At 63.7% G+C, this 13,969-nt stretch carries 12 protein-coding genes; 8 read left to right on the top strand and 4 right to left on the bottom strand.

Annotation, left to right across the window (positions count from 1 at the left end; all coding sequences use genetic code 11):
- Positions 1–10: 10 nt before the first annotated feature.
- Complete coding sequence (gene galE, locus N551_RS0116545) at positions 11–1,003, top strand: UDP-glucose 4-epimerase GalE (protein ID WP_027567873.1); 993 nt, start codon at positions 11–13, stop codon at positions 1,001–1,003.
- Positions 1,004–1,028: 25 nt separating this feature from the next.
- Here galE and N551_RS0116540 read toward each other — a convergent pair whose 3' ends face one another.
- On the bottom strand, positions 1,029–1,487 hold the full coding sequence (locus N551_RS0116540; protein WP_007606557.1) for a hypothetical protein: 459 nt from the start codon (positions 1,485–1,487) through the stop codon (positions 1,029–1,031).
- 610 nt (positions 1,488–2,097) lie between these two features.
- Between N551_RS0116540 and N551_RS0116530 the strand changes: the two genes are divergently transcribed.
- Together N551_RS0116530 and N551_RS0116525 are read left to right on the top strand one after the other, a co-directional pair.
- Complete coding sequence (locus N551_RS0116530) at positions 2,098–2,769, top strand: hypothetical protein (protein WP_027567872.1); 672 nt, start codon at positions 2,098–2,100, stop codon at positions 2,767–2,769.
- An 18-nt stretch (positions 2,770–2,787) separates the two neighbouring features.
- Positions 2,788–4,938, top strand: coding sequence for an adenylate/guanylate cyclase domain-containing protein (locus tag N551_RS0116525; protein WP_027567871.1), 2,151 nt, complete (start codon positions 2,788–2,790; stop codon positions 4,936–4,938).
- Between the two features lie 35 nt (positions 4,939–4,973).
- Here the strand turns inward: N551_RS0116525 and pobA are convergent, their stop codons facing one another.
- Positions 4,974–6,146, bottom strand: coding sequence for a 4-hydroxybenzoate 3-monooxygenase (pobA, locus tag N551_RS0116520; protein WP_027567870.1), 1,173 nt, complete (start codon positions 6,144–6,146; stop codon positions 4,974–4,976).
- Positions 6,147–6,193: 47 nt separating this feature from the next.
- Between pobA and N551_RS0116515 the strand changes: the two genes are divergently transcribed.
- Positions 6,194–7,099 carry a helix-turn-helix domain-containing protein gene (locus tag N551_RS0116515; RefSeq protein WP_027567869.1) on the top strand — a complete coding sequence of 302 codons (906 nt, stop codon included), beginning with the start codon at positions 6,194–6,196 and terminating at the stop codon, positions 7,097–7,099.
- Between the two features lie 5 nt (positions 7,100–7,104).
- On the opposite strand, the gene pcaG is transcribed toward N551_RS0116515, so the two are convergent.
- Positions 7,105–7,731, bottom strand: coding sequence for a protocatechuate 3,4-dioxygenase subunit alpha (gene pcaG / locus N551_RS0116510; protein WP_027567868.1), 627 nt, complete (start codon positions 7,729–7,731; stop codon positions 7,105–7,107).
- Positions 7,732–7,735: 4 nt separating this feature from the next.
- On the bottom strand, positions 7,736–8,524 hold the full coding sequence (gene pcaH, locus N551_RS0116505; RefSeq protein ID WP_027567867.1) for a protocatechuate 3,4-dioxygenase subunit beta: 789 nt from the start codon (positions 8,522–8,524) through the stop codon (positions 7,736–7,738).
- Between the two features lie 104 nt (positions 8,525–8,628).
- On the opposite strand from pcaH, the gene N551_RS0116500 reads away from it, so the two are divergent.
- The 4 genes from N551_RS0116500 (at position 8,629) to N551_RS0116485 (ending at position 13,964) form a co-directional block, all read left to right on the top strand.
- On the top strand, positions 8,629–9,549 hold the full coding sequence (locus N551_RS0116500; RefSeq protein ID WP_035961456.1) for a LysR family transcriptional regulator: 921 nt from the start codon (positions 8,629–8,631) through the stop codon (positions 9,547–9,549).
- Between the two features lie 145 nt (positions 9,550–9,694).
- On the top strand, positions 9,695–10,963 hold the full coding sequence (locus tag N551_RS0116495) for a bZIP transcription factor (RefSeq protein ID WP_035961454.1): 1,269 nt from the start codon (positions 9,695–9,697) through the stop codon (positions 10,961–10,963).
- Positions 10,964–11,108: 145 nt separating this feature from the next.
- A complete protein-coding gene (gene pncB, locus N551_RS0116490; RefSeq protein WP_027567864.1) occupies positions 11,109–12,413 on the top strand; it encodes a nicotinate phosphoribosyltransferase in 1,305 nt (434 codons plus the stop codon).
- A 243-nt stretch (positions 12,414–12,656) separates the two neighbouring features.
- Entirely contained in the window at positions 12,657–13,964 is a 1,308-nt protein-coding gene (locus N551_RS0116485) for a GGDEF domain-containing protein (RefSeq protein WP_027567863.1), read from the top strand.
- The last annotated feature ends 5 nt before the right edge of the window (positions 13,965–13,969 follow it).

Genomic DNA, 13,969 nt, shown 5'->3' with positions numbered 1-13,969 from the left:
TAGAGGCGACATGAACGACCGACCGACTGTCCTCGTTACGGGAGGCGCGGGCTATATCGGCTCGCATGCCTGCCGCGCACTGACCGCGGCCGGCTATCAGCCCGTCGTTTATGACAATCTGTCGACAGGTCATCGCGGCTTCGTCGCCGGCTCGCTGGTAACAGGCGATCTGCTCGACGGCGCCACGCTGGCGCGCGCCTTCGCTGAGCACAACATCACGGCGGTCATGCATTTCGCGGCGGCGAGCCTCGTCGGCGAGTCCATGACCGACCCGCAAAAGTACTACATCAACAATGTGCAGGGCACGCTGTCGCTCTTGCAGGCGATGCGCAATGCGGGTTGCCATCGTATCGTCTTCTCCTCGACCGGCGCCGTCTACGGCAATGCCGATTCCAAGGAACTGCCGGAAGACTTCCCCTGCGCGCCGATCAACCCCTATGGCGCATCTAAGTGGATGATCGAGCGCATGCTGGCCGATTACCGCGCCGCTTACGGCTTCGGCGCGTTCTGCCTGCGCTATTTCAACGCCAGCGGCGCCGATCCTGCCGGCGGCATTGGCGAATTGCGTGACAACGAAACCCATCTCATTCCGCGCGCCATGATGGCGTTACAGGGCCATGTGGATTTTGCCGTGTTCGGTGAGGACTACGACACGCCCGACGGCACCGCGATCCGCGACTACATCCATGTCACCGACCTCGCCGCGGCGCATGTCGCGGCGCTGAAACTGCTGGAACAAGGGCATGCCGGCGGCAGCTTCAATCTGGGCACCGGCTCCGGCTTTTCGGTGCGGGAAATCCTGACTGCCATCAGGCAGGAGACCGGGCGCGAGGTGCCCCACACCGTCAAACCGCGCCGCTCCGGCGATCCCACCTATCTGGTTGCCGATCCCTCCGCAGCGCGAAAAGTGCTGAATTTCGTGCCGCGACATTCGGATCTACCGACCGTGATCCGCACCGCCTGGGCCTGGCACCAGAGGGCTCATCCGCTTAAGCAGTCCTGACAACATCGTCGAGGTCGATCTGGCCTTATGGTCTATTCCGTTCTGAGCCAAGCGATCCCGGCGCAAACGGATGGCGCGAGCGCGAACGGCCGTCGAGCCCCTTGGGCAGCTTGTCGGCATTGAGCTTCACGACCGCACCTCTGGCGTCAGCGGCCGGCACCTCGTCCTGGCTGTAGATCAGCGTCGCCTCGAAGGTCACATCGGGGGCCTGCTCGGCCGTACCGGAACAGGTCGCCATCGCGCCGCTGCACACGCCCGAGAGCTTGACCTCGACCTCGTCGAGCCCGAACACGGTCGGCGGACCCTCGGCATGTCGCCGCGTGGTCAGAACCGCCGTGAAGCGCTGCTCGTCGATTCGGTAAGAGCCGCCATAAGTGAAGAAGCTATCGCTGCCGGAGATTCGTCCCTCCGCCAGATGCACGACGCCCGTGCCCTGACCGCGCGGGGTCCTGAACCAGGCCGCATATTTGCCGTCTCTCAGCATGAAAATATCCGCGGTAAAACTCAGGACGCATTTGCAACCAATACTAGGGCGCGACAATGATCCGCGCGGAGAGCATTCCGCCACGGTTAACACCCTGGAAAGCGAGCCAGTCAAATTGCTACCGACGCGCAGCGACGTGGGCAGCGCAGGCTCCTCCGCGCAGCGGGCAAGAAAGCTGGACCTCGTTGCATACCGCGCTAAAAACGATCGGCGTGCCGACCTCGTTTGGCAGCTTGCATACAACCGCTATCAACTCAGCCTTCGTGACAGCTAGCCTTCCTGTCGCGCTGGGAGGAAGTGGTCGAGATCGCCGCCGGTCAGCAGGCGACGCCGTATCAGAAGACCGAGGCCACGCTCGCGCCCATTACAGGTATAGAGAGTGCAGCGGAGGGCCACCCGGTCGAGGCCGTCCCAGCCGAATGAAATTATCCATCCGGCCAACAGCTTGCCGGCGCACTGTTTTCTCCGGTCGCCGGTTTGAACCTCTTCCTGATAGAGTGCACCAATATCTGAGAGTGATTCCGGTCACACTTGCCTGGGCGTTTCGCTGCTAAGCATCGGCCCTGGACGGGGACCGGGCAAATATCGGTCGAACTGGATGAGATTTCCCATGAAAAGCCTGATCGGCGCTGTTGTCGGCGCGTGCTGTCTTGCTGCCCCCGCTTTGGCGGAGACCCCGGCCGCCATCGTCGAGGACGTGCAAGGCAAGGTCGACGGTGTTGCGTTCATGGATTATGTGGCGCCGGGCAAGATCATCAAGCTGGGACCCAAGGCAACCATTACGCTCAGCTATCTCAAATCGTGCCAGCGCGAGACCATCAGCGAAGGCGTCGTCATGGTCGGCACGGAGCAGAGCACCGTGCAACTCGGCGAGGTCAAGCGGGAAACGGTGCCCTGCGATACCAACGCGGCAAAACTGTCGGAGCGCGAGGCGAACCAGAGTGCCGCGACGACCTTCCGCACCATGCGGTCGGACGCCAAGGGCAGCGCTCCGGCCAAGCTGCCGACGCTCTACGGCATCGCGCCGTTGGTGCAGGCCAAGAGCGGCAGCACCCTGGTGATCGAACGCACTGATGGCAAGGAGCCCACAATCAGCGTGCCGCTCAAGAGCGAGACGATGGTCGGCGGCAAGTTCTATGACTTCGCCAAGGCCGGGAAGTCGCTGACGCCGGGCGGCAGCTATCTCGCCATCCTCGGCACCAAGCGTTACGCCTTCCAGGTCGATCCCAGCGCCACGTCGTCGCCGACGCCGATCGTCGGACGCCTGCTGCGGCTCGAATAGGCAGCTAGCGACGGGGCGATGCGGCGGATCGGCAGACGGGACATCGTTGCAGCGATCCTGATTGCGCTTCTTGCAGGCGCCATCGTGACGTCTCCGCCGTTGCAGACGCTGCAGGGCCTGTCGCTCGACATTCTCACGGCACTGCGCGGCAAGCTCGTCGGCGACCACCGCGATCCCGCGACATCACCGGTCGTCGTCGTGGCCATCGACGGCGAGACCTACGACACTCTGCCGTTCAAGGGATCGCCAACGCAGACCTGGACGCGCGAGATCGGCCGGGTTCTCGGCAGCATCGACGACGGCGGCGCCAAGGTCATCGGCTTCGATGTCATCTTCCCGAGCTCGATCGAGCAGTCGGAGATTCCCTTCGGCGACGCCTCGCTGGGCAGCCGCATGAGAGGCTTCGATCGGGACTATCTCATCGCCCTGCGGAAGCTGTCCGACAGCGGCAAGCTGGTGCTCGGCGAGATCTTGAGCAACGACCATCAGGAAAGGCCCGACCGCGCGCAGCAATTGGCGGTGAGAAACAATATCCGCGCCCTCAACGTCCATACCGACACCGACGACGTGATCCGGCGGATGCCGCTGAGCTTCTCGATCGACGGCAAGCCGGTCCCCGCGATGGCGGTCGAGCTCGCCGCGCGCGCGCTCGCTGTAAAGCCCGAGATTGCACCGTCCGGAACGACCGAATTGTCCGGTTATGCAATTCCGAGCGCGGTACCGAATACACTGGCGCTCAATTTTCGAGGACTTGGCCGCGACATTCCGACTTTCTCCTTCGCCGATCTGCGAGCCTGCGTCGAAAAAGGCGACCGCGATTTCTTCCGCCGCGCCTTCGGCGGCAAAGTCGTGCTGCTCGGCACCGCTCTGAATTTCGATGATCGCAAGCTCACCTCGATGCGACTGTCCGGCGGCTATGACGGAACGCCCGGGCCACGATGCGCCCAGCCCGCTCCGGCAAGCATCGCACAAAAGGCCCGCAGCGACATCGCCGGTGTCTTCGTGCATGCCAACGCGGTGCGAAATCTGATCGAACGCGATGCGGTGACCGAGCTCGGCTTTCCGCTGCGGAGCATTCTCACCGTCGTGTTCGCAGCGATCGTGGCCTGCGCGGCCTGCGTGCTTGCACCGGGTGGCGCACTGATCGCATGGCTCGGCCTCACCGCGGTATACGCCGCCGTGGCCGTCAGTTCATTCGTCTATGCCTTGGCGCTGCCGCTGACGGAGCCGGCACTCGCAAGCCTTGCCGCGCTCGCGATGATGATCGGCTACCGTTTCGTGCTGGCCGATCGTGACGAGCGTTTCCTGCGCAAGAGCTTTGCGTTCTATCTCGCCCCCGAAGTGATCGACACCATGGTTGCCTCCGGCAAGATGCCGGCGCTCGGCGGCGAAATGCGCAACGTCACCATGTTCTTCTCCGACCTGAGCGGCTTCTCCTCCATCGCCGAGACGATGACGCCGGGCGAGCTGGTGACGCTGATGAACGAATATCTGTCGGCCATGACCGACATCATCGAGAGCCATGGCGGCTATGTCGACAAATATATCGGCGATTCCATCGTCGCCATGTTCGGTGCGCCCGCCGACGATCCCGCGCATGCGCGCCACGCGGTCCATGCCGCACTGAAATGTCACGCAAAGCTGGCAGAGCTCAACGCCGGCAGCGCCGCTTTCGCCGGCCGCGGCCTGTCGCACCGCATCGGGCTCAACAGCGGCGAGGCCGTGGTCGGCAATATCGGCTCCCGCCGCCGCTTCAACTACACCGTGATGAGCGACACCGTGAACGTCGCTTCGCGGCTCGAAGGCGCCAACAAATACTACGGCACCGCAATCATGGCCTCGGAATCGACGATGGCGCAGACCGGCGACGGCTTCGCCTGGAGGGAACTCGATGCGATCCGGGTGCTGGGGCGCGGCGAGGCGATCAGGGTATTCGAGCCGCTCGCGGACAGAGGCGCGGAGAGCGCCGGGCAGAAAAAAATCGCCGCGGCTTACGCGGAGGGGCTCGCCTGCTGGCGGGCGCGGGAGTTTGCGAAAGCGGCTGGTGCATTCGGGCGAATGGCGGAAATGGATCCGGCGTCAGCGCTTTTTGGCAAGCGCGCAACTGCGCTCGCTACAAATCCACCAAGGTCGGACTGGACGCCGGTGAACATCCTAGAAGGAAAGTAGCGCGGCGTCGCACCGCTTTTCGGGTCCACTCCACGCTAAAACGGTAGCCCCACATAATTCTCCGCGAGCAGGCGCTGTGCCGTCTCGGACGAGAGGAGATATTCCAGTTCAGTCCGCTGGAGCCGGTCCTCGTATTCGAGCCGGTCGGGAAAGCGATGCAGCAGCATCGTCATCCACCACGAGAAGCGTTGCGCCTTCCAGATCCGCGCCAGCGCCTTGGCGGAGTAGCCCTGGAGCCCGGAATCATCGTCGTTCTGATAGTGCGCGAGCATGGCGTGGTAGAGATAATAGATGTCGGAGGCGGCGCTGTTCAGCCCGCGCGCGCCGGTCGGCGGCACGATGTGGGCGGCATCGCCGGCGAGAAACAGGCGGCCGTAGCTCATCGGCTCGGCGACGAAGCTGCGCAAGGGCGCGATGCTCTTCTCGATGGACGGTCCCGTGACCAGGCGGCCGCCGACCTCGTCCGGCAAACGACGCTTCAGCTCGGCCCAGAACGCATCGTCGCTCCAGTCCTCCACCTTGTCGGTGAGCGGCACCTGGACGTAGTAGCGGCTCAGCACTTGCGACCGCAGGGAACACAGCGCAAAGCCACGCTCGTGCTTCACGTAAATCAGCTCCGGCGACACCGGTTTCGTGCGCGACAGCACGCCGAGCCAGCCGAACGGATAGATCTTCTCGTATTCCCGCAGCACGTCCTTCGGGATCGACTTGCGGCTGACGCCGTGAAAGCCGTCGGCGCCGACGATATAGTCGCAATCAACTCGGACGGTCTCGCTGTTCGAACGATAGGTCACGTAAGGCCGGTCCGAGGTCAGCTCATGCGGCGTCACGTCCTCGGCATTGTGCACAACGTTGCCGCCGAGGCGGTCGCGCGCCTCGTAGAGGTCGCGCGTCAGCTCGGTCTGGCCGTAGACCAGCACCGAATTGCCGCCGGAATGCTTATGGAGGTCTATCTGGGAGAGCACGCCGTCATGGGCGATCTCGAATCCCTTGTGGATCTCGCCCTCGCGGTCCATCCGCTCGCCGCACTGAGCCTCGCGCATGAGCCTGGCGAAGCCGTGCTCAAGCACGCCGGCACGGATCCGGGCAAGCACGTGGTCGCGGCTGGATTTTTCCAGCACGACCGTGTCGATGCCCTTGAGATGCAGGAGCTGGGACAACAGCAGCCCGGACGGCCCGCCGCCGATGATACAGACCTGAACTTTCATATTGCGTCCTCCTCTGCACTTTCTTGCAGATTCAGCGCCGCTGACCGATGGAGGCTTTCGTCTTTGTCTTGTACTATTCGAACATGAGAAGCGCAGTCCCCACCCCGGCGATCCGGGTCTACAATTTGTTCGGCGAGTCCGGCGATCTGCCCGATGTCGTGCATTGCGAGACGATAGCGTCGCGCTCGGTGCTGCACGATTGGACGCTGGCCGTGCACCGCCATGCCCGGCTGCACCAGGTGCTGCTGATCGACCGCGGCGGCGGCGAAGCCACGCTCGACGGGCGCGTGGTGCAGCTGAAGCCGATGCAGATCGTCAACGTGCCTGTCGGCCACGTCCATGGCTTCCGGTTCGTGCCTGACACCCAGGGCTGGGTGCTGACCATCGCCGCGGAAATATTGGACGAAGCGCTGCTCGCCTCCGAAGGACTGCGCGGTGCCTTGTCGCGCTCGGCCGTGATACGTGGCACGCCGCAGATCCGGACCACCATGAAGCAGATCTTTGCCGAACACGCCGCGCGCGATTTCGGCCGGGCGCATGTGCTGCGCGCACTGTCGGCGGCCATGATCGGGCTGGTGGCCCGCGCGCTCACCGGCGAGAGCGGTGGCAACGGCACGGCTGAAAGCGGACTATTCCGCCGCTTCGAGGCGCTGCTGGAACAGCATCATCTGGAACGCTGGAGCGTTGCGGACTATGCGGGCGCGCTGTCGATCACGCCGACCCATCTCAACCGGGTGACGCGGTCAGCAACCGGCGACACCGCCTCGCACCTGATCCTCAACCGGCTGATCCGCGAAGCGCGGCGCAACCTCGTCTACACCAACTTGCCGGTCTCAACGATCGCCTATGCGCTGGGCTTTGAGGACCCCGCCTATTTCAGCCGGGTCTATGCCGCCGCCACGGGCGTGTCACCGCGCGCCTTTCGCGCGCAGCTCCACGGCGAGGAGACCTGAGACGATCACACGTCGAAGAACACCGTCTCTTCCGGCCCCTGCAAATTGATCGTGAAGGAGTACACGATCTTGCCGGCGCGTTCGCTGCGCTTTGCGATCAGAGTCGAGCGCCGGACCGGCTGCTCGATCAGGTTGAGCACGGGGTCGGCGGCGTTGGCGGCCTCTTCGTCCGAGAAATAGAGGCGCGTGTTCAGACCGATGTTGATACCGCGCGTGACGATCCAGACATTGATGTGCGGAGCGCCTTTGCGGCCCGTCTTATCGATGATCGCGCCCGGCTTGATGGTCTCGAAGGTGACGAGACCACTCTCGAAGTCAGAGCCCGCGCGGCCCCAGCCACGAAATCCCTCGTCAAGCGCGCCGGTCGACCGGTCGGCCGAATGGTTGTAGCGGCCGGCCGCGTTGGCCTGCCAGATCTCCAGCAGCACGTCGCGCAGCGGCGTGCCGCTGCCGTCGATCACCTTGCCATCCAGCGTGATGCGTTCGCCTTGCGTGTTTGGCGTCACCAGCACGTTGGAGAAATTCTTCTCGAAAATGTCGAAGCCGGCCATGGCCGGGATCAACCCGATATGCACGTAGGGCCCGGCCGTCTGCGAGGCGGTTTCCTTGAGGTAGTTGAGCGGCTGCGGCATGGACCTAGTTCCCTGCGGTGCGATTTTCAAAGTAAGTGGAGCGCTGGCCGCGCAAGACGATGTCGAAGCGGTAGGCGAGCGAGTCGAACGGAACCGATGCGTTGAGGTCGAGCGGCGCGACGAGGCGCTCCAGCGCATCCTTGTCCGGGATCGTCGTCAGGATCGGGCAGACCGGGATCAGGGGATCGCCCTCAAAGTACATCTGGGTGATCAGACGCTGTGCAAAGCCCGAGCCGAACACCGAAAAGTGGATGTGAGCGGGACGCCAGCTGTTGACGTAGTTGCGCCAGGGATAGGGTCCCGGCTTCACCGTCCGGAAATAATAGTAGCCAGTGTCGTCGGTCAGCGCGCGACCGCAACCGCCGAAATTCGGATCGATCGGCGCCAGATAGGTGTCCTTCTTGTGCCGGTAGCGGCCGCCGGCATTGGCTTGCCAGAACTCGACCAGCGTATTCGGCACGCCGCGGCCGGTCTCGTCCAGCACGCGGCCGTGGACGATGATGCGCTCGCCGACGGGATCACCGTCCTTGGCGTAGTTGCGGATCAAATCATTGTCGAGCGCGCCGAGGTCGTTGTGACCGAACACCGGCCCCGTAATCTCCGAGACCGAGTTCTCAAGCGACAGCAGCGCCTGGCGCGGCGAACGTAGCACCGATGATTTGTAGCCCGGCGCGTGCGCGGGCGGATGCATGGAACGGTCGCGCTGGAAGAAGCCGCCGTCCCCGAGCGGCGGCGTGAACGGCTCGGGGTGGTTGAGGCGGGGATCCCGCAAGGCTGGCGCCTGGGCATGCATCGGCGTTGTCTCTCCCTGTGGCGCTCCCGTTGGGGCGCACGGCTTATCGGGAGATGATGGCGCCGGCTATTCTCAAGATAAATAGATCGATTATAATAAATTCCATGAGCAAAATCGATCATTTGGCGCTTGATGGCCACGCGCTGGAGCTGTTCCTGGCGGTGCTGGAGGAAGGTTCGGTGACGGCGGCCGCAACGCGGCTTGGCCTGACGCAATCCGCGGTCAGCCACGCCCTCAACAAGCTGCGGCAGATCGTCGGCGATCCGCTGTTTGCCAAATCCGGCCGCGGCATTGTGGCCACGGCGCACGCCCAGGCGCTCGCGGCAAAGGCGCGAGCGCTGATCGACGAGATGCGGAGCTTTGCCGGCGGCGTCACGTTCGAGCCGGCGATCGCGCAGCTTTCGCTGACAATCGCCGCGAACGACTTCCAGCGCGACCTGCTGCTGCCGCGGTTCTTCGATCATGTCGCCGCGCAAGTGACGAGCTTGAACCTGCGCGTGATCCCCTCGCAGTCGCCCTCACCGGCGATGCTGCGGGAAAACCGCTGCGATCTGCTGATCACGCCGCTGCCGCCATCCGGCGTGGACATCGTGCAGAAGCGCCTGTTGCAAGACCATTACGTTTGTTACTACGATCCCAAAGCGCGTGCCGCGCCGGCAACGCGCGGCGCCTATCTCGCGGCGCGTCACATCACCGTGGTCTACACTGACAACGAGCGACTCGACTTCGATCGCCGGCTTGCAGCCAACGGTTTCCACCGCGACATCGCGATCTCCGTGCCGAGCTTCTCCGGCGTGCCGTCCTTCCTGCGTGGCTCGCAGATGCTGGCGAGCATGCCGAGCCTGCTGGCGCCCGGCGTGATGCACGGCTTCGCGCAGGTACGGATTCCGCTGGCCTCGCGCACGCGAATCCTGGCCGAGCTGCCGATGTTCATGGTCTGGCACCAGCGCTATCAGAAGGACCCGGCGCATCGCTGGATCAGAAGCCAGCTCGAGACCGTGGCGGCGACGGCCTCGCACCCCTGAACACGCGGGCTGCGGCGCTTAAGCCACACCCAAGTCCGGAAACGACTCTTCGAATGCGGTAGCCGGTCGAGTTCAACCGAACGGTTGATGCACGTTGTGTGATTCCGCGCCACGGTCGCGCAACTGGTGCGACGAGGTGAATATAATGAAGCAGAATCTTGCGGCGCTCATGCTCGGCACGACCGCGGCATGGACGGTCACCAGCGCCACCGCCGGAGAAATCGAAGACGTCAATGCGCGCCTCGAGGTGCTGGAAAGGCAGAACGCCGCAATCCGCAAGGAAAATGCCGCGTTGCGCGCGAACCAGCAGTTGCGCGAAGAAAATGCGCGGCTGAAATCGCAAGGCGAACGCGCAACGAGCGAACCTGCCAGGACCGGGGCCCGATCACACCAGGACAATTCCGCGTTCCGGGCGGTCACTGCTGTTTCGCAACAGGCCAGAAATCCGTTGCAGGCGTATGCCGCAGACCTACCGGTCAAGGCGCAACTGCTTGCCGGTCCGGGACAGTTCAGGGCCTGGATCGAAGGCGGCGCCATCTTCAGCGGCGGGGATCCGATATCAGACACTTACGGTCTCACCGGACAGTTCGACCTGACGCCAAAGGTCGGATGGGAAACGGCTACTGGCTTCGATTATCGCTTCGCCGGATCTCCCTGGCACATCAGCGGCCAGTTCCGCTACGGCGAGGGAGGCAAGAGCACCGGCCTGGACTCACTGACGCAAACAATCGTCGTTGGCGCTGCGAGCCAGACAGGCACGGAAATCTTCGCCAATACTTACAAGGAAACCCGCTGGCTCGCCGATCTCGCGGTGGGACGCGACATCGCCGGCAGCGGACCGAGCACGCTTCAGCTGAAGGGCGGCCTTCGCGTTGCCGAATTCGTCACCCGGAGCTCAAGCTCGGACGTCCAGGCCGCGACCAGCACTGGTGTTGCGTTGCCTGGCTTTCCGGCGATCACCAGCTTTTCCACAACGCTCTCGACGTTGCGCGATACGCGCGCGAACTTCCTCGGCGCGGGACCACTCATCGGTGTCGAGGGCTCGGTCCCATTTGGCGGCAAATGGTCGTTCGATTATGCCGGCGACGCCGCCCTGCTACTCGGCCGGCAGCAGTCGGCGACCAGTTCGTCGGCCCTGTTCTCGGTAACGCCGTCGGTCCTTTCTCCCCTCTTTCCAGTCGCGAATACGCTCTCGACGAGCAACGATCGGTTGTTTGCCGGGGTACTCAGCGCCGACATTCAGGTTGGCGTCTCCTATTGGATGACCCAGAACCTGAAACTCGGCGCAGGCTATCGGCTCGATGCGTTCATCAATGTGTTCAACCAGGCAGGCTCCTCCAACTCCGGTCTGACGCCCGACCGCTACACGCACGGTCCCCGCGTCACGCTCACGGGAGCGTTCGACGCCATGTAAGCCACCCGGACCGTCCGCAGACCGGTTCGCGAACGGGCTCTCGGAGCGATTTCGGGCCGCCCTCGCGCAGCCGGATGCTCGGCGGTGGCCTGCCCTTCGCCAAATCCACTGGTTGCGCACGGGGAGCCACGCTAGAATTCCACCCATGACAGTGACCGACATTGCGAGCCGGACCTACAATCACAGCTGGCGGCTGGATCCCATCATCCGCAGCCTGCTTGATACCGACTTCTACAAGCTATTGATGTTGCAAATGATTCGGGAATCCTACCCGAATCAGCAGGTGACATTCTCGGTCATCAACCGATCGCGCCATGTCCGGCTCGCCGAAATCATCGACGAGGGCGAACTGCGCGCCCAGCTCGACCACGCCCGCACCATCCGCTTCTCCAAAAAAGAGCTGATCTGGCTTGCCGGTAATACTTTCTACGGCAAGACCCACATGTTCTCGGCGGACTTCATCCGCTGGCTCGCCGAATTCCGGCTGCCCGAATACGAGCTGCGCAAGGTCGAAGGCCAGTACGAGCTGCACTTCCACGGGCCGTGGAGCCATACCACGATGTGGGAGATTCCTGCGCTCGCCATCCTCAACGAATTGCGCTCGCGGGCAGCGATGAAGGGCCGCGGCCGCTTCGAGCTCGACGTGCTCTATGCCCGGGCCAAGGCCAAGCTGTGGACCAAGGTGGAACGCCTGCGCAAGCTCGATGGCTTGCGGCTCTCCGATTTCGGCACCCGTCGCCGCCATGGCTTCCTCTGGCAGCGCTGGTGCGTGGAGGCCGTGAAGGAAGGCCTGGGCCCGTCCTTCATCGGCACTTCCAACGTGCTGCTCGCGATGGACAATGATCTCGAAGCCATCGGCACCAACGCCCATGAACTGCCGATGGTCGCGGCGGCGCTGGCCAAGGACGACGAGGAGTTGCGCTGGGCGCCCTATCGCATCCTCGACCAGTGGCGCCAGACCTATGGCGGCAACCTCCTGATCGCGCTGCCCGACGCTTTCGGCACCAAGGCTTTTCTGCGCGATGCGCCGGAATGGGTCGCCGACTGGACCGGCTTCCGTCCCGACAGCGCGCCGCCGATCCAGGCCGGTGAGGAGATCATCAAATGGTGGGAGCAGAAGGGCCGCAATCCCAGGGACAAGCTGCTGGTGTTCTCCGACGCGATGGACGTGGGCTCGATCGAGGAGACCTACCACCACTTCACCGGCCGGGTGCGGCTCTCCTTCGGCTGGGGCACCAATCTCACCAATGATTTCGTCGGCTGCACGCCGGACGGCTCGTTCAACCTCGATCCAATCTCGCTGGTCTGCAAGGTGTCGTCGGTCGACGGACATCCGGCCGTCAAGCTCTCCGACAATCCCGAGAAGGCGACCGGCCTGCCCTCGGAGATCGAGCGCTATTTGCGCGTCTTCGGCGACGCCGGCCGCGTGCGCAAGCCGGTGCTGGTCTAGCGGCAGCATTCTCTCTCCATCAGGTAAACCACTTGAGGCGAATGCGCGACATCGGCTCGCGATGCCGCGTCGGTTCCGGTTCGGCGGCATTTGCGACGATCTGCAAGCATCCACTTCACAACGCCTTCACCTTGCGACGCGGTCTCCTGGCATTTTCAAGTCGAGTTAAGCACCTTTGGCGCGTAATCCGCGTTATGAGCGGATCGCTCCGCTGGGGTCGTTGAGCGACTTGGGGAACGCAAAGTGTTTCGCAGAACAGCGCCATCAACGAAGGGACGCAACTTCCTTCACGTCATCAAGCTCGTCTCGCCATTCGTCACGGTCGTCCTGCTGCAGGCGGCGATCGCCGGATTCAGCCTGGAGGTGATGTCCTCGGTTCGCGCCTATGTCGCGGGCGAAGCGCTATGGTCCCGCTCGCAGAAGAACGCCGTCTATTTCCTCAATCTCTATCTGCATTCGGGCGACGCCAGCCAGTTTGCGCAATATCAGACCTCGCTGGCCGTTCCCATCGGCGACGAGTTCGCGCGCTGGGCGCTCGAGCGCGATCTGGTCGACGTCGAGGCCGCCCGCATCGGCTTCCTGCAAGGCGGCAACCATCCCGATGACGTGCCGGGACTGATCTGGCTGTTTCGCTACTTCAAACAGGTCAGCTTTCTCAAGGAAGCGATCCGCGAGTGGGCTGCCACAGACCCCATGCTGCTGGAGCTCAGCGTTTTCGGCGAGGTCATCCGGTCAGAGCTGAAGAACGGGCCCGTCCAGGACAGCAAGCGCCTGCAATTATTGTCGTCGCGGCTGTCGGAGCTCAACACCCAGTTCACGGTGCACGCCAAGCGGTTCTCCACCGTTCTCGGCGAAGGCTCGCGCGCTATCAAGATGACGCTGACTGGCGTCAATATCGTCACAGCCATGACGCTGATCCTGCTCCTGATCTGGCACACGCGGCGATTGGTGCTGCAACGACAGGCGTTCGAGGATGCCTTGCATGCCGAGAAGGAGCGCCTGGCCTGGCAGGCGTCGCACGACTGGCTGACCGGCTTGTCCAACCGCCGCGCGTTCGAGGCCCGCCTGCAAAGCGAGTTGGACGGCACCGCGGCGAGTTCGCTGGGCCTGATCCTGCTCGATCTCGATCAGTTCAAGGACGTCAACGACAGCTGCGGTCACCTCGCCGGCGACCGCCTGCTCCGCCAGATTTCGCGCCTCCTGCAGCAGGAGCGGCGGCCGCATGACCTGGTGGCCCGGCTCGGCGGTGACGAATTCTGCCTAATCCTTCCGCAATGCACGCCGTACGACGCCGTCGATATCGCCGAACGGCTGCGCCGGGCGCTCGAGCTATCCGTCTTCGCCTGGGACGATCATTGCTTTGCAGTGACGGCCAGCATCGGCGTTACCTGCATCAGCGACGGCAACACCACGCTCGAGGACGCGATGCGGCGCGCGGATGCCGCCTGCTATCGCGCCAAGGAGAACGGACGCAACCGTGTTCAGGTCGACAACGGGACGACGGACGTCATCGTCGTCACCTCTCGGCAACGCAAGTCCGCCAGCGCATAGCAGCG

Source organism: Bradyrhizobium sp. URHA0013, assembly GCF_000518345.1.
In the GTDB taxonomy this organism is placed as follows: Bacteria; Pseudomonadota; Alphaproteobacteria; order Rhizobiales; family Xanthobacteraceae; genus Bradyrhizobium.
Note: the sequence above shows the minus strand (reverse complement) of the source record. Positions and strands in the feature narration are given on the sequence as shown.